Genomic DNA, 21327 nt, shown 5'->3' with positions numbered 1-21327 from the left:
TCTCGTGTTCATCGTCCCCAAGACTGTTGGCGGAAGGCCCTGGGTTCTGGGCTCTGTCGTTGCGCTCGGCCTGATTTCAGCCGGGGCGGGGGCGTGGTTCCTGAACGCCGTCGCGCCCGAAAGTCAGGCCGCCACGGTCGCCCGTTCGACGAAACCCAAACTGGCCAAACGCCCTCCGGTCGAGGTGGTCGAGGACCTGCCGCAGCTGAAGGCGCGGCTGGAGGCGATGGCGGCGACGGGGCAGTTCACCGGCGCCGTGCTGGTGTCCAGGGGCGATCAGGTCCTGTTCCGACAGGTCTACGGCAAGGCGAACTACGAACAGAACACCCCCTTTGCGCTGGACACCCGTTTCCGTCTGGCCTCGGCGTCCAAACAGTTCACCGCCGTCGCCATCCTGAAGCTTCAGGACGAGGGCAAGCTGTCGGTGAACGATCCCGTCTGCCAGTGGATCGAGCCGTGCCCGGAGGCGTGGCGGCCGCTGCGCATCCATCACCTGCTGTCGCACACCTCGGGCATTCCCGATCTGATGGCGCAGGCCGAGTGGGGCCGCATCCGCGTCACTCATCGCACGCCGCAGGAGCTGACCGACACCTCGGCCCGCTATGGCCTGCAGTTCGAGCCGGGGACCAAGGTCCGCTACAACAACGCCGCCTTCAATCTGGCCGCCGTCATCGTGGCCAAGGCCAGCGGCATGGCGTTTGAGGACTATCTGGAGCAGGCCCTGCTCAGGCCGTTGGGCATGAAGGACACCGGCTCTGACGTGAACGACGACGCTGAGGGCGTGGCCATGGGCTATGGCCTGTTCCCGCAGGGGCTGACGCCGCAGAAGATCGCCAATGTCAGCGTCGTGGCGGGGGCGGGCGCCCTCTATTCGACGATGGACGACATGCTGGCGTGGAACCGCGCCCTGAACCGGGGACAGGTGCTCAGCGACGCCGCCTATAGCGACTTCACCGCCGATCACGCACCGCCGGACCCCGAAAGAGACAAGCCCGGCCGTCCGCACCGCGCCTTCGGCTATGGCATCTATGTCAGCGCGCTGGGCGAGCGCGTCTCGCCGCGCTTCAGCGATCGTCAGGTCTATCACACCGGCAGCTGGGCCGGGTTCCGCAATCTTGTGTCCTATCAGCCCGATCAGGACGTGACGGTGGTGGTGCTGTCGAACAACTATCACCTGCGCGATCAGGTGCTGCTGATCAATCAGCAGGCGATGGCCGAGGCGCTGGGCCGCCCGTTCCCGACGGCGCTGGAGCCCTAAAGCGCGCGCTTCAGGAAGGTCATCAGGCGCGGGTCGTCGCAGTGGGTCACATTGATCCGCATATGGCGGCTGGCGGTCTGGGACGGGCTGAACACGTCGCCGGGGGCCAGGACGATGTTCTCCTTCAGGGCGGCGCGGGCCAGTGCTGCTGAGTCCGCTTCGCCCGGCAGACGGCACCACAGGTTGAAGCCGCCGCGGGGCTCGATCCACGGCTCGATGCCTATGGATTTCAGGCGGGCCGACACCTCGCGCCGCTTGCGCGTCAGGCGGCGGTGCAGTTCGTCCAGATGCTTGCGATAGCCGCCGCCGGTCAGGACATGGGCCACCACTTCCGCCGCCACGGCGTTGGCGCCGACAAAGCCCGTCGCCACCTGAAGATCGGCCAGATCGGCGATCCTGTCAGCGCTGGCCGCGATGTAGCCGCAGCGCAATGAGGCCGACAGCGTCTTGGAAAAGCTGCCGATGCGGATGACCCGGTTCAATCCGTCCAGCGCCGCCAGCCGGGTGGACGGCTCCGGCTCCAGATCGGCGAACAGATCATCCTCGATGATGGTCAGGTCGTGGGCGGCGGCCAGATTCAGCAGGCGGTGCGCCGTCTGCGGCGCCATGCCCGCGCCGGTCGGGTTCTGAAGTCCGGCGTTGGTCAGATAAAGGCGCGGCGATGCCTCCTTCAGCACCGCCTCGAACTGCTCGACGTCAGGGCCGAGGGGCGTATAGGGCACGCTGACGACCTTGACCTGATGCGCGCGCAACAGGGCGCGGAAGTTGAAGTAGCAGGGATCATCCAGCACCACCGTATCGCCGGGCCGCAGCAGATAGCGGCACGTCAGATCGACCGCATGAGTGCCCGATCCAGCCAGCAGCACCTGATCCTGCGACAGCTCCAGCCCCTCGGTCGCCAGCCGCCCCAGCAGGATGCGGCGCAGCGCCTTGGACCCATGCAACTCGCCATAGTCGGTCAACAGGGCGTCGTCCGCCCGCGCCACGGCGCGCAGGGCCTTGCGCAGCGCCTCGGTCGGCATCCAGTCGGCGGGCAGCCAGCCGCAGCCGGGTTTGAGCGCGTTCGGCGGCGCTTCCAGCGACTGACGCGACACCCAGAAGGGATCGACGGCGCGGTCCTGCAGGCCTGGATCGACCGCGAAACTGAGCGGGGGCAGGGCGGCGCCCGAGACATAGAAGCCCGACCCCGGCCGCGCGCGGATCAGTCCCTCGGCCGCCAGCCGGTCATAGGCCTCGACCACGGTCGAGGGGGACACCTCCATGGTTCCGGCGAAGCGTCGGATCGACGGCAGACGGTCGCCGGGCGCCAGACTGCGTCCTGCAATCCGCGCGCGGATGGCCTCCATGACCTCTGTGGTGCGTGTGCTGCGGGGCAACCGTGCCGGCTCCATAACCCATACAGTTTGTCAGAAGTGTATCGATCTGTGGCTGCCTTCGCCAGCGCCGCGCGTCCAATCAGGCGGCGAAGAGGAAGACGGAATGGACACGGCGAAACAGAAACGCATCGACGGCCTGATCTGCGGCCTTCTGGGCGTGGTGATCTTCAGCGGCTCGCTGCCCGCCACACGGGTGGCGGTGGCGGACCTGTCGCCGCTGTTCCTGACGGGCGCGCGGGCGGTCATCGCGGCGGCGCTGGCGGGTCTGGTGCTGCTGGCCACGCGGCAGGCGCGGCCGGATCGGCGCGATCTGATGTCGCTGGCGGTGATCGCGGTCGGGGTGGTGGTCGGGTTTCCCCTGCTGACAGCGGTGGCCCTGCAGCACATGACCTCGGCCCGGTCGATCGTCTTCATCGGCCTGTTGCCGCTGTCCACGGCCATCTTCGGCGTCATGAGAGGCGGCGAGCGCCCGCGCCCGCTGTTCTGGCTGTTCTCGGGTCTGGGCAGCGCCACGGTGATCGGTTTCGCCTTCAGCAGTCACGGCGACGGGTCTTGGACCAGCGACCTTTTGATGCTGGCTTCCATCATCATCTGCGGTCTTGGCTACGCCGAGGGCGGCATACTGGCGCGGCGTCTGGGCGGGTGGCAGGTCATCTGCTGGGCGCTGGTGCTGTCGGCGCCGATCATGCTGGTGGTGATGATGCTGGACCTGCCCGCCGACTGGAGCGCGATCGGCGTCCCGGCGTGGACCGGACTGGCCTATGTCTCGGTCTTCTCGATGCTGATCGGCTTTATCTTCTGGTACCGCGGCCTGGCGATGGGCGGCATCGCCAGCGTGGGGCAGTTGCAACTGCTCCAACCCTTCTTCGCCCTGGCGCTGGCGGGACTGGTGCTGCACGAGGCCGTGCCGTGGACCATGGTCGCGGCGGCCGCCCTGACGGTGGCCAGCGTCGCCGTCGCCCGCCGCTACGCCTGAGCCTGGCGGCTCAGGCCTTCATCGATCCCGTCTCGATATAGCGCTGGTGCCACGACAGCGCCTCGGTCAGCAGGTGCGGCGATTGCAGGCCATATGACCCCTCCAGCGCGCGCTCGTAATAGTCCTTCAGCGCGTCGCGATAGTCGGGGTGGGCGCAGTTGGCGATGATGATCCGCGCGCGCTGCTTGGGCGACAGGCCGCGCAGGTCGGCCAGGCCCTGTTCCGTGACGATGACCTGCACGTCCTGGGTGATGTGGTCGACGTGGCTGGCCATGGGCACGATGGCCGAGATCTTGCCGCCCTTGGCCGTCGACGGCGTGACGAAGCAGGAAATATAGGCGTTGCGTGCAAAGTCGCCCGAGCCGCCGATGCCGTTCTGGATGCGCGAGCCCATGACGTGGGTCGAGTTGACGTTGCCGTAGATGTCCGCCTCGATCAGGCCGTTCATGGCGATGCAGCCCAGACGGCGGATGATCTCAGGGTGGTTCGAGATTTCCTGCGGACGCAGGATGATCTTGCCGCGGAACTGCTCCATCCGGCTGTTCAGATCGGCGGCGGCCTCGGGGCTGAGCGAGAAGGCGGTGGCCGAGGCGACCGTCAGCTTGCCGCTATCCAGCAGGTCTAGCATCCCGTCCTGCAGCACCTCCGTATAGGCGGTCAGGTTCTCGAACGGACTGTCGGCCAGACCCGCCAGCACGGCGTTGGCGACATTGCCCACGCCCGATTGCAGCGGCAGCAGATGGGCGGGCAGGCGGCCCAGCTTCACCTCATGCTGCAGGAACTCGATCAGATGCCCGGCGATGGCCGTGGCGCTGGCGTCCGGCGCGGCGAAGGGCAGGTTGCGGTCGGGGCTGTCCGTCTCGACGATGGCGGCGATCTTGGACGGATCGACGCGGAAGACCGTCTCGCCGATCAGGTCGGTGGGCCTGGTCAGCGGGATCGGCACGCGCGCCGGCGGCAGGGCCGTGCCGTAATAGATGTCGTGCATCCCCTCCAGCGCGGCGTTCTGCCAGCTGTTGACCTCAAGGATGATCTGGTCGGCGCGATCCAGCCAGGTCTTGTTATTGCCGATGGACGACGAGGGGATCAGCGCCCCGTCCTCACGGATGCCTGAAACCTCGACCACCGCCGTCTCCAGCGGGCCGAGGAAGCCCTGCCAGGCCACCGGCGCCACCTGAGACAGGTGCATGTCCAGGTATTCCATCTCGCCCTTGTTGATCTTCTCGCGGGCGATGGGGTCGGAGTTGTAGGGCAGGCGGAACTCGATGCCGTCCGCCTTGGCCAGAGCGCCGTCCAGTTCAGGCCCGGTGGAGGCGCCGGTCCACACCTTCAACTTGAACGGATTGCCCGCCGCGTGCTCGGCCTCGATCCGCTCGGCCAGCGCCATCGGCACGACCTTGGGATAGCCCGAGCCGGTGAAGCCGCTCATGCCCACCGTCGAGTTCGCCGGGATCAGGGTGGCGGCGTCCTGTGCGGACACGATCTTCGACTTGAGGGCGGCGTTACGGACGCGGGACATCGCAAACCTGACGACTGTGGCCGGGGAGGGCGCGGGGAAGGGGGCGGAGATAGGCTCCGCATCATTCTGATTCCAATACGGCTTTGGTCGTAACAGTCCGTGATCACAAAGGCGTTAAGGCGCGATTGGCTCAAACGGACTGCGCCTCCCCGAAGGTTCAGGGAGGCGCGTGGAACTCAGCGGAACTTGCGCAGGCCGCGGGGGCCCTGACGACCAGCGCCGGCGCGTTTGCCCAGCCAGTCCTTCCAGTCCGGCCAGTTGCGGCGACGACCGCCGCCGTCGGCCCATTCAGGCCCCTGTTCGGCGTTGAACACCGTCACGTCGGCCAGACCGCCCTGCTTGTAGTTCTGCAGCTTCACGCCCTTGCCCCGACCCATTTCGGGCAAGTCGGCCAGAGGGAAGATCAGCGCCTTGATGTTCTCGCCGATGGTTGCGACGTGGTCGCCGTTGACCCGCAGCATGGCCAGCATCTCGCCGTTCAGCACCTGCTTGCCGCCGCGCTTCTGGGCCAGAAGGTCGTTCTCGGGCGCCACAAAGCCGTAGCCCGCCTTCGACGCGATCAGCAGTTTGGCGTCCGGTTCGTGCGCCACGACGTTGATAATGTCGGCCTTCTCGTCCAGGTCGATCATCAGGCGCAGCGGTTCGCCATGCCCACGCCCCGAGGCCAGCTTGTCGGCGCCGATGGTGAAGATGCGCCCGTCCGAGGCACCGACCAGCAGCTTGTCCGTCGTATAGGCCGGGATCAGGAAGCCCAGCTTGTCGCCTTCCTTGAACTTCAGTTCTGAGGGGTCGTCGACCTTGCCCTTGGCGGCGCGGATCCAGCCGCGATCCGACAGGATGACGGTGATCGCTTCGCGGGGAATGAAGGCTTCGGGCGCCACAAAGGCCGAGGCGTCCACCGCCTCGCCGATCAGGGTGCGGCGCGGCGAGACCAGCGCCTTGCGCACGGCCTCCAGCTCCTTGCCGATGGCCTTCCACTGCTTGGCCTCAGAAGACGTCAGCGCCTGTAGCGCTGCAAGTTCTTCCGACAGCTCGTTGAATTCCTTCTCGATTGTCATCTCTTCGAGACGGGCCAGCTGGCGCAGGCGGGTGTCGAGGATGAAGTCAGCCTGAAGCTCGCTCAGGCTGAAGCGGGCGATCAGTTCGGCCTTGGGCTGTTCTTCCTCGCGGACGATGCGGATGACCTCGTCCAGGTTCAGGAAGACGATGCGAAGGCCTTCCAACAGGTGCAGGCGCTTTTCGACGCGGGCGATGCGCCACTGGCTGCGGCGGTTCAGCACCACGCGGCGGTGATCCAGGAAGGCCCGCAGGCACTCCTTCAGCCCCATGACGCGCGGCGTGCCGGTGGCGTCCAGCACGTTCATGTTGATGGGGAAGCGCACCTCGAGATCGGACAGCTTGAACAGGCTTTCCATCAGCATTTCAGGCTCGATGGTGCGGTTCTTCGGTTCGAGGATGAGGCGGATGTCTTCCGCCGACTCGTCGCGCACGTCGCCCAGAAGCGGCGCCTTCTTGTTTTCGATCAGGTCGGCCAGCGCCTCGATCAGGCGCGACTTCTGCACCTGATACGGCATTTCGGTGATGATGATCTGATAGGCGCCGCGATCGAGCTTTTCCTCGACCCATCTGGCGCGCAGGCGCACGCCGCCGCGACCCGTCTCATAGGCGTCGAGGATGGCGGCCTGGCTTTCGACCGACACGCCGCCGGTGGGGAAGTCCGGCCCCGGCACGATCCTGACCAGATCCTCGGTCGTGGCGTCCGGCCGCTCCAGCAACAGGTGGCAGGCGTCGATCAGTTCGCCCACGTTATGCGGCGGGATCGAGGTCGCCATGCCCACGGCGATACCCGACGACCCGTTAGCCAGCAGGTTGGGGAAGCCCGCCGGCAGAACTACCGGCTCTTCGTCCTGATCGTCATAGGTGGGGCGGAAGTCGACCGCGTCCTGATCGATGCCGTCCAGCAGCAGGACGGCGGCGGGCGTCAGCTTGCACTCGGTATAGCGCATGGCCGCCGCGCTATCGCCGTCGATATTGCCGAAGTTCCCCTGACCGTCGACCAGCGGATAGCGCTGGGCGAAATCCTGAGCCAGACGGACCAGAGCCTCATAAATCGAGGCGTCGCCGTGCGGGTGATAGCCGCCCATGACCTCGCCGACGACCTTGGCGCATTTACGCGCCGCCGCCTGCGGGTTCAGCCGCATCTGATGCATGGCGTACATGATGCGCCGGTGCACCGGCTTGAAGCCGTCGCGCACGTCAGGCAAGGCGCGGTTGGTGATGGTCGACAGGGCGTAGGCCAGATAGCGGCGCGACAGCGCCTCGCCCATCTGCTCTTCAACGATGCGGCCGCCGTCCGGCGTCGGGGTGTGGATGGTCATACGACTTCGAATCAATGATCGGACGAGGAAAGTCTAGCGCAGCCGGGGCATGACGCCGGGATTGTCAGCGCCTATCTGTGCAGAAACGCGCGAAGGAGCCCCGATGAAGACCGCCCTGACCGAACGCCTCGGCCTTTCCATTCCGCTGATTCAGGCGCCGATGGCGGGAACCTCGACCGCCGAACTGGCCGCCGCTGTGTCGAACGCAGGCGCGCTGGGCTCCATCGCCCTAGGGGCCATCGACGCCGAGGCGAGCCGCAAGGCCATCCGGGCGGTGAAGGCGCTGACCGACCGGCCGTTCAACGTCAATCTGTTCTGCCATGCGCCGATCCCGGCCGATCCGGCGCGCGATGCGGCATGGATCGACAGCCTGCGCCCGATCTTCAGTGAGTTCGATGCCGCGCCGCCCGAGCGGCTCAGCGACATCTATCAGAGCTTCCTGACCGACGACGCCAAGCTGGCTGTGCTGATCGAGGAAAAGCCCGCCGTGGTCAGCGTCCATTTCGGCCTGCCGCGCGCCGATCAGATCGCAGCGCTGAAGGCGGCGGGCTGCGTCCTGATCGCCAGCGCCACCACGCCCGAGGAAGGCCGCGCCGCCGTCGCCGCCGGGTTCGACATGGTGATCGCCCAAGGGGTCGAGGCGGGCGGCCACCGCGGCGTCTTCGACCCGGCCGACGATCCGCGCTTCGCCACCCTGCCGCTGACGCGCCTGCTGGCGCGCGACCTGCCGGTTCCGGTCATCGCGGCGGGCGGGATCATGGACGGCGCCGGGATCGCGGCGGCGCTGGCGCTGGGCGCGGCCGGGGCGCAGATGGGCACGGCCTTCGCATCGTGCCCGGAATCGGCGGCGGATGCGCCCTATCGGGCGGCCCTGGCGGGCGTGGAAGCCGGGCGCACGCGGGTCAGCGCGGCCATCTCCGGCCGCCCGGCGCGCGGGGTCGAGAACGCCTTCATGCGCCGCGCCGATGAAACGAAGATCGCCGCCTATCCTTATGCCTACGACCTCGGCAAGGCGCTGAACGCGGCGGCAAAGGCCAAGGGCGACAACGGTTATGCGCCGCACTGGGCTGGACAAGGCGCGCCGCTGGGCCGCTCTGTGCCTGCCGCTGAACTGGTCGCGATGCTGCAAAGGGAAACGCGCGAGGCGATTGCGGGGCTGACCCGCCTCTGACCCCTCCGGCTCATCCCGGCGAAGGCCGGGATCCAGATGCAAATGCTCGGTTTTGAAGGTCGCAAGCGCGCCCGCCGACCTAGCCGCCAGTTTTACAATCTGGATCCCGGCCTTCGCCGGGATGAGCGGGTGTGTATGGGGGGAGTTACAGCCGCCCCGCCTCGCCCAGCTTGTCGATCATCCAGACCCGCGCGGGCGGCAGGGGCCGGTTCAGGGCGTGGAAGACGAACTGCTCAAGAAAGTGCCCCGTCAGCTCCAGCCCCGCCTTCACGTCGCCCGCGCCCAGCCCCGCCTGCGCGCCCAGCATGAAGGGCGGCAGGGCCAGCAGTTTGTCGGCATAGGGCGCGCCCGCCTCGCGACTGACGGCGCGGCCGGTGCGGGGGCTGACCCAGACCAGATCGTCCATCGACCCCGTGGAGGCGCAGCGCGACAGGTCTAGCCCAAAGCCCAGATCCTCCAGCAACCCCGCCTCGAACCGCACGAAGATGGCGGGCCAGACATCCGGCACGGCGAACGCCCCCATCAACGCCTCGAAGGCGTAGAAGGCGCCGGGATGCGGCTCCCGCTCCGGCAGGGCGCCCTGCGCCACTGCGGCGGCGGCGCTGAGGCCGGTCAGGGCCAGCGGGTCGTCGAACAGGGCGGCGGGGCCTTCGCCCACCGGCTCCAGCCGCGCCGAGCCCAGCTGATCCGACGTCCGCGACCGTAGATCGGCCACGACCCGCGCGCCGGGCTGAAGGAAGGGCCGCATCCGCCGCGACGCCCCGCCCGCGACATAGGCGGCGCGACGGCCGTGATGCTCGGTCAACAGATCGACCACAGCCCCCGTATCGCCATGCGCCCGCGCCGACAGCACGAAGGCGTCGTCCTGAACCTCCATCAGTCGGCCTTGATGGCGTCGACGACGGCGCGCGCCTTGTCGTTCGGCACGGCGAAGCTGAGGACGTACTGCTCGATCTTCCAGCCGTCGTCGGTCAGGCGCAGCACGCCCGAACCGCGCGTCGTCCCATAGGCGTCATTGTCCAGCACCTCGTCGAACCAGGCGACGCAGCGGCACTCGATCGGGGCGAGGGTCACGGTCCGTGCCGTCGGCCGATAGGTCCAGCCGCGCCCTTGCGAGAAGTAGGGCGTGGCGTAGGCGCGGAACTCCGGAAGGCTCCACCGCTCGGCGGCATCGGTGCCGATGAAGCGGGCGTCCGGCGTGAAGGTCGCGAAATAGGCCTCGCCGTCCGCGACGGAGGCGGCGGCGTGCATGGCGTCCAGGGTGCGTTCAATCGGCGCGGTCTCTGCGGGCGCGGCGGACAGTTGAAGCATCATCAGGGCGGCGGTGAACATGACGGATGTTCTAGTCCTGTTCTTGTTTTGGCGAAAGCACTGTTCGCGTGACGCCTATTCTTCCAGCCGCTCCCAGCCCCACGGGCGCAGGGCCTCCAGCGGGCGGAACTCGGACTTGTAGTCCATCTTGGGCGAGCCCTGGACCCAGTAGCCGAGGTAGACATAGGGCAGGGCCACCGTCTCGGCCTGATGGAGGTGATCCAGAATGGCGAAGCGGCCGAGGCTGCGGCGCTCCATGTCCGGGTCGAAAAAGCTGTAGACCATCGACAGGCCGTCATGCAGCAGGTCGGTCAGGCAGACGCCGACCAGACGGCCGGGGCCGTCGTCCCCGCTGGGCAGGCGGTATTCGATCAGATGAGTGCGGACGGCCGTGTCCTCGACCATCGACACATAGTCCAGCCAGCCCATGTCGCTCATGCCGCCGCCGGGGTGGCGGGCGTTCAGATAGCGTTGCAGCAGGTCGAACTGCTCCATCGTCGCTTCGGCCTCGACCAGACTGCGCGACAGGTCGGTGTTGCGCGCCAGTATGCGGCGGCGCGAGCGGGACAGCTGGAAGTCCGCCACCGGAATCCGCACTGAGACGCAGGCGGCGCAGGCTTCGCACGCGGGGCGATAGGCGATGTTCTGGCTGCGGCGGAACCCGGCGTGGGTCAGGGCGTCGTTGACGTCGGCGCCGTCTGCGAAGGGCAGGTTGGCGAACACCTTTCGCTCGAAACGCCCCGGCAGATAGGGGCAGGGCGCGCTGGCCGTCATGAAGAAGCGAAGCTGGCGCGAGAAGAAATGCTGGGTCACGGCTGTCGCTCCGTGACGGCGTCGGCGCCCGAACGGGGGCGGCGGGATGGATACGCGCGGCTCATGTTCTGATTTGGCGCGCAACCGGCCGTTTTCGCAAGTCTTCTTCGCGCCTAGAGGCTGGTGTCGGTCGGCAGGACCGGCGCCTCGCGCAGCAGGACGATGGCGATGCGGCGGTTGCCCGCCAGCGACGGGTCGTCGGGATAGAGGGGATCCGACCCCGCCTTACCCGCGACGGAATAGACCCGGTCGGCGTTCACGCCTGCGCCCTGCAGCGCCAGACGCGAGGCGTCGGCCCGCGCAGACGAGAGCGGCCAGTCGCCGGGGCTGCTGGCGCGGCTGGAGCCGGCGACGGCGCTGGTGTGGCCGGTGATGGAGATGCGGTTGGGCAACTGGTTGATGACCTTGGCCACGGCGCGCAGCAGCAGCTGGGCGCGCGGATTGGGTCGAGCCGAGCCGTTCTCGAACATCGAGCGGCCTTCCTGATCGACCAGCTGGATGCGCAGGCCCTCTGGCGTCTGGTCGATGATCAGCTGTTTCGACAGTTCGGCCAGTTCGGGCATGGACTGCATGGCCTGGCGCAGGGATTCCGCGGCGCTGGCGAAATCGGCGGCTTCACGACGGGCGATCTCGGCGCGCAAGGCGGCCTCGCTGGCCGAGGCGAGGCTCGAGCTTTGGCCAGCCTCCTGCGGCGCGTCGGGCGCTTCGGGGGCCAGCTGTTCGATGACGGCGTTGGAGCCTGAACCCTTGGCCCCTTCGGAATCGCCCAGCGAGGTGCCGCCCAGAATGCCGCCGGAACCGGACGTTGAGGCCGAGACGTTGGCCGGGGCGAAATATTCGGCGATGCCGCGCTTCTGTTCCGGATCGGTCGTGTTGATCAGCCACATCAACAGGAAGAAGGCCATCATGGCGGTGACGAAGTCGGCATAGGCCACCTTCCAGGCGCCGCCGTGGTGGCCGTGTCCGGACACCTTCTTCACTTTCTTGATCAGGATCGGGCGATCGTTCAGCGCCATGGGGCGGGTCCGTCTTAACCGTGTTCGTTCGCCCTAAATCCCATGAGGGGCTTAAGAAGCGGTTGCGGCGCGGTGAAAGGGTAGAAGCACGCCCTTGCCGATGGGGAGCGCACGGCCTAGCTGATGGCCATGTCTGATGCGTCCGCCGTTCCCGCCGCCGATTTCGACGCCCGCGCCTATCGCCGGGCGCTGGGCGGGTTCGCGACCGGGGTGTGCGTGGTGACGGCTCACACCATCGACGGGCCGCTGGGGATCACGGTGAACAGCTTCACCTCGGTCTCGCTGGATCCGCCGCTGGTGCTGTGGTGCATGGACATCAAGTCCGACCGCCATGACGCCTTCGCCGGGGCCGAGCGCTTCGCGGTCCACATGCTGCCGGTCGAGGACAAGGCCATGTCCGATCGTTTCGCCTGGGGCGTGTGTCGTCTGTCGGACGGTGAGTTCGCCGTGGACGACCCTGAACCGCCGCGCCTGCTGAATGCGGTGACGCGCCTGACCTGTCAGACGCACGACCGCATCGTCATGGGCGACCATCTGGTCATCGTCGGCCGCGTCGAGGCGTTCGACACCCGGCCGGGCGATGCGCTGACCTATTTCCGCGGCAAATACGGCAAGGCGGTCGATCCGACGGCCTGAATCCTTCTCCCCTTGTGGGAGAAGGTGGGCCCGAAGGGCTCGGATGAGGGGGGTCGGCGGGCGGTTTGAATATGATGGCTGGGAGCGAGTTTCCTCGCACACCTCATCCGTCTCGCTACGCGAGCCACCTTCTCCCACAAGGGGAGAAGGGCAAGGTCAGCCCATCATCCGCGCGGCTTGCGGCGCGAAATAGCTGATGACGCCGGACGCGCCTGCGCGCTTGAAGGCGTGCAGGCTTTCCAGGATGGCGCGGTCCGGGTCCAGCCAGCCGTTGGCGAAGGCGGCCTGCATCATCGCGTACTCGCCGGACACCTGATAGGCGAAGGTCGGCACATTGAACGTCTGCGACACCAGCCGGACGATATCCAGATAGGGCAGGCCCGGCTTGACGATCAGGGCGTCGGCGCCTTCCGACAGGTCCATCGCCACTTCGCGCAGGGCCTCCTCGGCGTTGGCGAAGTCCATCTGATAGGTCTTCTTGTCCCCGGTCAGCGACTTGGACGAGCCGACAGCGTCGCGATAGGGACCATAGAAGGCTGAGGCGTATTTGGCTGCATAGCTGATGATCAGCGTGTCGCTCAGGCCGTTGGCCTCCAGCGCCTCGCGGATGGCCTGGACGCGCCCGTCCATCATGTCGGACGGGGCCACGGCGTCGGCGCCCGCGTGGGCGTGGATGAAGGCCTGTTCGGCCAGCCGCTCCAGCGTCGGATCGTTGACGATGCGGCCGTCTTCCAGAACGCCGTCGTGGCCGTGGTCGGTGTAGCAGTCCAGCGCCACATCGGTCATGACGCCGATCTCGGGCGCGGCGTCCTTGATGGCGCGGATACAGTCGGGGATCAGGCCGTCCGGGTCGGTGGCGGCCGTGGCGATATTGTCCTTCAGCCCATCGTTCACGTTCGGGAACAGGGCGATCATGGGGATGCCCAGATCGCGCGCCTCGACGGCGGCCTTGGCGGCCTCCTTCGGCGACAGGCGGAAGACGCCCGGCATGGAGGCGACCGGCTGGCGGTCTTCCGGGCCGTCGTGGACGATCAGCGGCCAGATCAGATCGGCGGGCGTCAGGGTCGTTTCGGCGACCAGACGACGCACCCACGGCTGCGAACGCAGGCGACGCGGGCGGGCGTAGGGAAAGGCGGCGGGCTGAAAGGGCATGGTCATGCGCGCGGCTTAAAACAAAGCGCGTGGAGAGGCAAAAGGCGAACTGTCCAAGCGGGCGCGCGCCCTTTCTCCCCGCTCATCCCGGCGGATGCCGGGACCCAGTGCTTTGGCGTCAGACTGATCCTTTGATGTTCGCGCTGCTCTGCTCCCCACACCTCAACGCTGTGCGCGTTGCTCTTACTGGGTCCCGGCGTCCGCCGGGATGAGCGGAAATCTAGGGCGGGAGCCGACAGCAAGGTGACGCGCGCCCCGCCACCCGCTAGAAGCGCCCCGAACGCCCCGTCAGAGGGCAGGCTGTAACGCGGGAGCTTTCATGGACTTCGCCCTCACTGACGACCAACGCGCCATTCAGGACGCGGCCCGCGCCTTCGCCGAGGCCGAACTGGCCCCGCACTCGGCCCGCTGGGACGAGGACAAGCACTTCCCCGTCGACGTGCTGAAGGCCGCCGCCGAAATGGGCTTCGCCGGCATCTATACGGGCGAGGAACATGGCGGCATGGGTCTGGGCCGGGTTGAGGCGGCGGTGATCTTTGAGGAGCTGTCGCGCGGCGACGTGGCGACGGCCGCCTTCATCTCGATCCACAACATGGCGACGTGGATGATCGATAAGTTCGGCTCGGACGAACTGCGGGCGCGCTTTGTGCCGTCGCTGGTCGGGATGGAGAAGATCGCCAGCTACTGCCTGACCGAGCCGGGCTCGGGCTCGGACGCGGCGGCGCTGCGGACGACGGCGGTGCGCGACGGCGACCATTATGTGCTGAACGGCGCCAAGGCCTTCATTTCCGGCGCCGGGACGTCGGATGTCTATGTCGTCATGGTCCGCACGGGCGGGGAAGGGCCGAAGGGTATCTCGACCATCGTAGTCGAGGCGGGCACGCCCGGCCTGTCGTTCGGCGCCAATGAGAAGAAGATGGGCTGGAACGCCCAGCCGACCGCCGTGGTCAGCTTCGACGACTGCCGGGTGCCGGTCGCCAATCTGGTGGGCGAGGAAGGCGCGGGCTTCAAATACGCCATGGCCGGTCTGGACGGCGGGCGCCTGAACATCGCCGCCTGTTCGCTGGGCGGGGCGCGTCTGGCGCTGGAAACGGCCCAGGAATACGTCGCCAGCCGCAAGCAGTTCGGCCAGGCCATCGGCCAGTTCCAGAACACCCAGTTCGAGCTGGCGGACATGGCGACGGACCTTGAGGCCGCTCGCCTGATGGTGCTGCGCGGCGCCTGGGCCATCGACACCGGCCACGCGGAAAAGACCAAATGGTGCGCCATGGCCAAGCGCCTGACGACCGACGCCTGCTTCCAGATCGCCGATCAGGCGCTGCAACTGCACGGCGGCTACGGCTATCTGAAGGACTATCCGCTGGAACGGATCGTGCGCGACCTGCGGGTGCACCGCATTCTGGAAGGCACTAATGAGATCATGCGCGTGATCATCGCGCGCGAACTGGCGCGCTAGACGTCAGCCGCAGCGTCTCGCCAAGTTCACCAGCGCGGCGGACTGGCCCAGATACCACGGCTCGTCCGCCTCGTTCGGGGCGTCCAGGTCCACATTGCGCGCCTGTTTCAGCGCAGCCTTGCCTTCGGGCGACAGGGTGTAGACCTGCCGGTCCATGTCATCGACCGAGGGCGTCAGCCGGTAATCGGCGCCGTCGACCGTCAGGGCCAGAGCGCGCTGGCCGGGGGCGGGCGATCCCGGAAAGTCATAGAAGTACTGGAACGTGACCTGGCCGCCCGCGCAGTGCGCGCGGGTGATGACGCTGGTGAAGTTCCAGTTCAGGAAGCTGGCGACCGTGCCTTCGCCCGATATGTCGTGCGTCACCCACTGGGCGCTGCGTTCATCGGCGGGCGCGGCGGTCAGGGTCAGGGCGGCTGTCATCGCGGCGATGAGCATGGGGGAGGTCTTTCGTGAGCGATACGGGCGACATACCAACGCTGCATCGTATCGAATGCAAGACGGCTCTTCGGCTTTACCCGCGACAGCCCCGGCTCTAGACCCAAGACATGAGCACTGAATCTGAAGTCATCACCCGCATCGAAAATGGTGTCGGCCGCATCACCCTGAACCGGCCCAAGGCGATCCACGCCCTGAACCGGCCCATGTGCGAGGCGATGATCGAGGCCCTGCTGGCCTGGCGCGCGGACGACGCGGTTCAGTCGGTGCTGATCGACCATGCGGGCGAGCGCGGCTTCTGCGCGGGCGGCGACATCCGCATGATCGCCGAGAGCGGGGCAGGGGACGCGTCAGAGGCCAAGGCCTTCTTCCGAACCGAGTATCAGTTGAACCATCTGATGTTCGTCTATCCCAAGCCGATCACGGCGGTGGTGGACGGCATCGTCATGGGCGGCGGCGTGGGCATCAGCGAGCCCGCCGACGTCCGCATCGCCACCGAGCGCACCACCTACGCCATGCCCGAGACCGGCATCGGTCTGTTCCCCGACGTGGGCGGCGGCTGGTTCCTGCCGCGCCTGCCGGGCCAGACGGGCGTGTGGCTGGCCCTGACCGGCGCGCGGCTGAAGGCGGCGGATACGGTGGCGCTGGGAATCCACACCCACTTCGTCGCGTCGGAGGCTGTCGAGGCGCTGAAGGCCGATCTGCTGGCCGGGGCCGCTGATCCCAAGGCGGTGGCCGACCGCGCCGCCGGTGACGCCGGGCCGTCGCCGCTGGCGCCGCACCGTGAGGCCATCGACCGCCTGTTCGCCTTCGACACGGTGGAGGAGATTGTCGCCGCCCTTCAGGCCGACGGCTCGGAGTGGGCGCAGAAGCAACTCGACATCCTGAAGACCAAGTCGCCGCAGTCGCTGAAAGTCTCGCTGCGCCAGATCCGCACGGGCGCGACGCTGACCGACTTCGCCGACAATATGGCGATGGAATATGCGCTGGGCGGGCGCGTGGTTCAGACCCACGATTTCCAGGAAGGCGTGCGCGCCGTCATCATCGACAAGGACAATGCGCCGTGCTGGTCGCCGGTTGATCTGTCGGGCGTTTCCGACGCCCAGATTGAGGCGTTGTTCGCAGCTTTGCCGTCGGCTGAGGCATGGAAACCGCTTAACGGCTGATTTCGCGCAAGCTTCATTGTTCCGGGCGGGGGAAAAGCCTATCTTGGCGGCATGACCAAGCGCTGGACCCCCGAATCCTGGAGAAACAAGCCCGTCCTGCATATGCCGACGGACTATCCGGACGCCGCCGAACTGACGCGCGTCGAAGACGAACTGCGCGCGATGCCGCCCCTCGTCTTTGCGGGCGAGGCGCGCCGTCTGACCGACCATCTTGCTCAGGTCGAGGCGGGCAACGCCTTCCTGCTGCAGGGCGGCGACTGCGCTGAGAGCTTCAAGGAGTTCTCGACCGACAACATCCGCGACACCTTCCGCCTGATCCTGCAGATGGCGGTGGTGCTGACCTTCGCCGGCCGCAAGCCGGTGGTGAAGGTCGGCCGCATCGCCGGTCAGTTCGCCAAGCCGCGCTCGTCGCCGGTCGAAGAGATCGGCGGGGTCGAGCTGCCGTCCTATCGCGGCGACATCATCAACGGCATGGGCTTCACCCCGGAAGAGCGCACGCCCGATCCGCAGCGCCTGATCCGCGCCTATAATCAGTCGGCCTCGACGCTGAACCTGCTGCGCGCCTTTGCGGGCGGGGGCTATGCCGACCTGTACAACATCCACCGCTGGACGCTGGGCTTCGCCGACGACGGCGCGGGCGCTGCCTACCGCGAGCTGGCTGACAAGATCACCGAGGCGCTGGCCTTCATGGAGGCGGTCGGCGTCACGCCCGAAACGCATCCCGACCTGTCGCGCGTCGAGGTCTTCACCAGCCACGAAGCCCTGCTGCTGAACGTCGAGAGCGCCCTGACCCGTCTGGACGGCTCGACCGGCGAATGGTTCGACACCTCGGCCCACATGCTGTGGATCGGCGAGCGCACCCGCCAGCTGGACGGCGCCCACATCGAGTTCATGCGCGGCATCTCCAACCCCATCGGGGTCAAGTGCGGGCCGACCATGACGGCGGACGACCTGCTGCCGCTGATCGACGCCCTGAACCCGAACAACATTCCGGGGCGTCTGACGCTGATCGGCCGCTTCGGTCACGACAAGGTGGGCGACCGCCTGCCGGGTCTGATGCGGGCGGTGAAGGCGGCGGGCAAGCGCGTCATCTGGTCGATCGACCCGATGCACGGCAATACGCTGAAGGCGGGCAACGGCTACAAGACCCGTCCGTTCGACCGCGTCATGACCGAGGTCCGCAGCTTCATCGACGTGGCCGAGGCCGAGGGCGTCCATCCCGGCGGCGTCCACCTGGAAATGACCGGCCAGAACGTCACCGAATGCATCGGCGGCGCTCAGGCGGTGACCGAGGACGACCTGTCCAGCCGCTATCACACCCACTGCGACCCGCGTCTGAACGCGGATCAGGCGCTGGAGCTGGCCTTCCTGGTCGCCGAGCGTCTCAAGGCCGGGCGGCAGGCCCGGTCCGAGGCTGCATGACGGCAGACGACCTCGCGCCCGGCCGCGTCGCCTTTCAGGGCGCGCCGGGCGCCTTCAGCCATGAGGCCTGCCTCGACCTGCGCCCGTGGGACGAGCCGGTGGGCCATGAGACGTTTCAGGGCGCGATCGACGCCCTGTTGAACGGCGACTGCCAGTGCGCCCTGATCCCGGTCGAGAACTCGACCGTGGGCGTGGTCGAGCCGTCCTCAACCCTGGTGCGGCAGGCGGGTCTGGTTGCGATCACCGAGGCGTGGCGGCCGATCCGGCTGGCCCTGCTGGGCGTGCCCGGCGCGCGCCTGTCGGACGTGAAGACGGCCGAAAGTCATCCGGTCGCGCTTCAGCAATGCTCCATCGCCCTGAACGAAATGGGCATCGCCGCGCTGGAGGTGTTCGACACCGGCGGCGCGGCCGCCGCCGTGGCGGCTGCGGGCGACGCGACACGCGCCGCTGTCGCGCCCGCCCGCGCGGCCGAGGTCTATGGACTGTCGGTTCTGCGCAACGATCTGCAGGATTTCAGCGACAACCGGACGCGATTTGTCCTCTTCGTCGCGCCTGAGGCTTGACCGCGCACAAAGTTTGCGGCTTTAAGGTCCGGTCGGATCAACCCTGATCCAGAAACCGGACCGGATACATGTCCTCGCTGCGCGCACAAATGACCGTTGAAACCACCACGCGCGCGGTGGCCGGCTTTTATTTTGGCTACGGCTATTACGGCTTTCGATACGCCGGCTGAGGCGTCGGGCTTCTAACCAACCCCTGACAGTCTCACTGGCGACCGCTTCTCCCCAAGCGGCCTTCCTGCGCGTCCCTGCCTGATCCTTTATCGGCGGACGCGGCTTCCTATCGAAAAATTTCATGCCGAAAGCCATCTCCCATGTCGCAATCCGCCATCCAGCAAGTCTGGCCCGCCGAATCCGCTGAACTGAGCGCCGAACAGAAGGCGCTGGCCGCCCTGCGCACCGAAATTGACAGCATCGACGACCAGATCCTCGAACTGTTCGAGCGTCGCCTGTCCGTCGCCGCCCAGGTCGGCAAGGCCAAGGACGCCCCGTCCGGCCCTCACACCAAGCTGCGTCCCGACCGCGAGCAGGCCGTCCAGGCCCGCATCCTGAAACAGTGCGATCCCCAGAACCGCGAGGCCGTCGAACACCTGTGGCGCGAGATCGTCGGCTGGGGTCTGGCGCGTCAGGGCCGTCTGCAGGTTCAGGTCTGGGCGCCGATCGACCCGTCCAAGGCCGTGGACGGCGCCCGTCTGCGCTTCGGCGCCGCCGCCGACATCAAACTGGTCCTCGACCCGCAGGCCGCCCTGGCCCATGCAGCCGAAGGCAAGGGCGTGGCCGTCCTGTCCATCAGCGGCGATGATCCGTGGTGGATCGGCCTGCGTCGTGAATGGTCGATGCTCAGCGTGTTCGACGGTTACGGCGGCGAGACGCCGACGTCTCTGGCCGTGGGCAAGATCGATCCGCCGGCGCTGCCGACCGGCCGCCGCGTCGTGGTGACGGCGGGCGGCGATGCGGGCGACGGCTCGGGCGCGCGCCGCTGGGGCCTGAACACCCATCATGGCTGGAGCCTGGCCCTGACCGACGCCGATGTGGCGCCGGGCGACGTCGAAGGCTGCGTCGGCGCCATCGGCTGAGATCACGCCGTTAACTCCGTCTCAAAGCAGGGCGGGCGAGGGTGGCTGCATGGCCCGTCCCGTCCTGCACAGACTGAGCACCGTCGCCGCCCTTTCGGCGGTTGCGCTGACGCTTGCGGGCTGCGGCGTGAACGAGAGCGATCCGCACCGCTTTGAGGCCCTGGCTCAATCGGTGGCCTCCATCCCCGTATCGTCCGGGGACGAAGCCGCCGCGCCGGGCGCCGCACCTCGACGGGCGGAGCGCAAGACCTCGCCGCTGAAGGTCGAGCTTCTGACCCCGCATGAGCTCTGGGACGTTCGCGACGGCGGCAAGGCGCGGGTCACGCTGGCCGCCACACCTGCGCCCTATGCCGATCCGGAGGCGCCGCCGACCGCGGCTGCGCCCGCCCGGCCGGCCTCTTTACGTCATGTCCAGCTCGGCGCCTTTTCCAGCGAGGACAGCGCCCGCGCGGCGTGGTCGCGCCTCAGTCGCGGCGCGGGCGGGGCGGTTCTGTCCGGGCTGCAACCCGCCTATGAGACGGTCGAGGTCGGCGGACGCCGCCTGATCCGGCTGAAGGTCGCCGCTTCCGGCGAGCAGGCGCAGGCCCTGTGCCGCGATCTGGCGGCGTCGGACCCCTGGTGCGCGCGATCCGGCGGGGCGCCCGCCTGATCGTCCACAGGCTGCGCTTAAGGTTTCGTTGACGATTGGCCCTCGCGGCCCGATCCTGCGCGACATGGGCGGGCTGCGGACGAAGATGAGTCGCGCCTGCTGATCACAGTGGGATTTCACATGGCGCAGCCTCAGGTCATCGTCATCGGCAATGAAAAGGGCGGGGCGGGCAAGTCCACCCTGGCCATTCACATCGTCACCGGCCTTCTGCACGCCGGACGCAAGGTCGCCATCATCGATCTGGACCTGCGCCAGCGCTCGATGGAGCGGTTCTTCGCCAACCGCGTCGCCTGGACCAAGGCCAACGGTCACGAACTGCCGCTGCCCTTCGTGCCCGACATGGGCGACGGCAAGGCCCTGCATAAGGCCGATGAGGCCGAGCAATTGGCCCGTTTCGAAGCCGCCTATGCCGAGGCCAAAGGCGTCGCCGACGTCATCGTCATCGACACCCCGGGCGGGGACACGGCCCTGTCGCGCGCCGCGCACGGCCGCGCCGATCAGATCGTCACGCCGATGAACGACAGCTTCGTCGACTTCGACCTGCTGGGCGAGGTCGACCCTGTGACCTTGGATCTGGTCAAGCCCTCCATCTATTCCGAGAGCGTCTGGGAGGCGCGCAAGCACCGCGCCATCACCGAGGGCCGTCAGGTGACGATCGACTGGATCGTCGTCACCAACCGTCTGGCCGTCGCCGAGGCGCGCAACCGTCGCCGTCTGGCCTCGCGCATGGCCAAGCTGGCCAAGCGGGTCGGTTTCCGCGTCGGGCCGGGCCTGCGCGACCGGGTCATCTATCGCGAGCTCTTCCCCTTCGGCCTGACCGTGGCGGACCTGTCGAACGACATCCGCCCGGTGTCGGTGTCCCTGGCCCACGTCGCTGCGCGTCAGGAGATGCGCAACCTGATGCAGGCCCTGGGTCTGGACGACGCCATCGCCGTCATGGACGCGGCGGCCTGATCG

Annotated in this window: 20 protein-coding genes; 11 read left to right on the top strand and 9 right to left on the bottom strand. The window is 67.7% G+C overall.

All coding sequences use genetic code 11. The features are described 5' to 3' along the window. Positions 1-4 precede the first annotated feature (4 nt). Entirely contained in the window at positions 5-1258 is a 1254-nt protein-coding gene (locus ABE454_RS14010) for a serine hydrolase domain-containing protein (protein ID WP_346532612.1), read from the top strand. Here the strand turns inward: ABE454_RS14010 and ABE454_RS14005 are convergent. Next, positions 1255-2634 (bottom strand): PLP-dependent aminotransferase family protein, encoded by a 1380-nt coding sequence (locus tag ABE454_RS14005; protein ID WP_346532611.1) that lies wholly within the window; start codon positions 2632-2634, stop codon positions 1255-1257. The genes ABE454_RS14010 and ABE454_RS14005 overlap by 4 nt on opposite strands. A 103-nt stretch (positions 2635-2737) precedes the next feature. Between ABE454_RS14005 and ABE454_RS14000 the strand changes: the two genes are divergently transcribed. Further along, entirely contained in the window at positions 2738-3610 is an 873-nt protein-coding gene (locus ABE454_RS14000; protein WP_346532609.1) for a DMT family transporter, read from the top strand. A gap of 10 nt (positions 3611-3620) precedes the next feature. Here ABE454_RS14000 and ABE454_RS13995 read toward each other — a convergent pair whose 3' ends face one another. Both ABE454_RS13995 and parC read right to left on the bottom strand, forming a co-directional pair. Further along, positions 3621-5129 carry an acetyl-CoA hydrolase/transferase family protein gene (locus ABE454_RS13995; RefSeq protein WP_346532607.1) on the bottom strand — a complete coding sequence of 503 codons (1509 nt, stop codon included), beginning with the start codon at positions 5127-5129 and terminating at the stop codon, positions 3621-3623. A gap of 176 nt (positions 5130-5305) precedes the next feature. Next, entirely contained in the window at positions 5306-7507 is a 2202-nt protein-coding gene (gene parC / locus ABE454_RS13990; RefSeq protein ID WP_346532605.1) for a DNA topoisomerase IV subunit A, read from the bottom strand. A gap of 103 nt (positions 7508-7610) precedes the next feature. Between parC and ABE454_RS13985 the strand changes: the two genes are divergently transcribed. Continuing rightward, positions 7611-8678, top strand: a complete 1068-nt coding sequence (locus ABE454_RS13985; protein WP_346532603.1) for an NAD(P)H-dependent flavin oxidoreductase — start codon at positions 7611-7613, stop codon at positions 8676-8678. A gap of 145 nt (positions 8679-8823) precedes the next feature. Here ABE454_RS13985 and recO read toward each other — a convergent pair whose 3' ends face one another. From recO to ABE454_RS13965, 4 genes are all read right to left on the bottom strand, one after another. After that, a complete protein-coding gene (gene recO, locus ABE454_RS13980) occupies positions 8824-9555 on the bottom strand; it encodes a DNA repair protein RecO (RefSeq protein ID WP_346532601.1) in 732 nt (243 codons plus the stop codon). Further along, positions 9555-10010 carry a nuclear transport factor 2 family protein gene (locus ABE454_RS13975; protein WP_346532600.1) on the bottom strand — a complete coding sequence of 152 codons (456 nt, stop codon included), beginning with the start codon at positions 10008-10010 and terminating at the stop codon, positions 9555-9557. Before ABE454_RS13975 ends, recO begins: the two co-directional genes overlap by 1 nt. A 54-nt stretch (positions 10011-10064) precedes the next feature. After that, a complete protein-coding gene (locus tag ABE454_RS13970; protein ID WP_346532598.1) occupies positions 10065-10802 on the bottom strand; it encodes an arginyltransferase in 738 nt (245 codons plus the stop codon). 113 nt (positions 10803-10915) lie between these two features. After that, a complete protein-coding gene (locus ABE454_RS13965; RefSeq protein WP_346532596.1) occupies positions 10916-11818 on the bottom strand; it encodes a flagellar motor protein MotB in 903 nt (300 codons plus the stop codon). A 123-nt stretch (positions 11819-11941) separates the two neighbouring features. On the opposite strand from ABE454_RS13965, the gene ABE454_RS13960 reads away from it, so the two are divergent. Then, a complete protein-coding gene (locus ABE454_RS13960; protein WP_346532594.1) occupies positions 11942-12454 on the top strand; it encodes a flavin reductase family protein in 513 nt (170 codons plus the stop codon). Positions 12455-12610: 156 nt separating this feature from the next. On the opposite strand, the gene hemB is transcribed toward ABE454_RS13960, so the two are convergent. Beyond that, complete coding sequence (hemB, locus tag ABE454_RS13955; protein WP_346532592.1) at positions 12611-13612, bottom strand: porphobilinogen synthase; 1002 nt, start codon at positions 13610-13612, stop codon at positions 12611-12613. Between the two features lie 313 nt (positions 13613-13925). On the opposite strand from hemB, the gene ABE454_RS13950 reads away from it, so the two are divergent. Beyond that, positions 13926-15062: an isobutyryl-CoA dehydrogenase gene (locus ABE454_RS13950; RefSeq protein ID WP_346532590.1), complete on the top strand. Its 1137-nt coding sequence runs from the start codon at positions 13926-13928 to the stop codon at positions 15060-15062. 3 nt (positions 15063-15065) lie between these two features. Here ABE454_RS13950 and ABE454_RS13945 read toward each other — a convergent pair whose 3' ends face one another. Continuing rightward, entirely contained in the window at positions 15066-15497 is a 432-nt protein-coding gene (locus tag ABE454_RS13945) for a hypothetical protein (protein ID WP_346532588.1), read from the bottom strand. Between the two features lie 110 nt (positions 15498-15607). Here ABE454_RS13945 and ABE454_RS13940 point away from each other — a divergent pair, with 110 nt between their 5' ends. From ABE454_RS13940 to ABE454_RS13915, 6 genes are all read left to right on the top strand, one after another. After that, positions 15608-16663 (top strand): enoyl-CoA hydratase/isomerase family protein, encoded by a 1056-nt coding sequence (locus ABE454_RS13940; RefSeq protein WP_346532586.1) that lies wholly within the window; start codon positions 15608-15610, stop codon positions 16661-16663. A 51-nt stretch (positions 16664-16714) separates the two neighbouring features. Then, complete coding sequence (locus tag ABE454_RS13935; protein WP_346532584.1) at positions 16715-18085, top strand: class II 3-deoxy-7-phosphoheptulonate synthase; 1371 nt, start codon at positions 16715-16717, stop codon at positions 18083-18085. Continuing rightward, the gene (locus ABE454_RS13930) at positions 18082-18648 is read left to right on the top strand and encodes a prephenate dehydratase domain-containing protein (RefSeq protein ID WP_346532582.1); all 567 of its coding nucleotides are present in this window, start codon (positions 18082-18084) and stop codon (positions 18646-18648) included. The genes ABE454_RS13935 and ABE454_RS13930 overlap by 4 nt, the downstream gene beginning before the upstream one ends. Positions 18649-18959: 311 nt before the next feature. Then, positions 18960-19721 (top strand): chorismate mutase, encoded by a 762-nt coding sequence (locus ABE454_RS13925; RefSeq protein WP_346532580.1) that lies wholly within the window; start codon positions 18960-18962, stop codon positions 19719-19721. Positions 19722-19770: 49 nt separating this feature from the next. Further along, entirely contained in the window at positions 19771-20370 is a 600-nt protein-coding gene (locus ABE454_RS13920; RefSeq protein ID WP_346532578.1) for an SPOR domain-containing protein, read from the top strand. Positions 20371-20490: 120 nt separating this feature from the next. Beyond that, positions 20491-21324: a division plane positioning ATPase MipZ gene (locus ABE454_RS13915; RefSeq protein WP_346532576.1), complete on the top strand. Its 834-nt coding sequence runs from the start codon at positions 20491-20493 to the stop codon at positions 21322-21324. Positions 21325-21327 lie beyond the last annotated feature (3 nt).

This window comes from Brevundimonas diminuta, assembly GCF_039673845.1.
In the GTDB taxonomy this organism is placed as follows: Bacteria; Pseudomonadota; Alphaproteobacteria; order Caulobacterales; family Caulobacteraceae; genus Brevundimonas; species Brevundimonas diminuta_E.
This window is presented reverse-complemented; position numbering and strand designations above follow the sequence as displayed.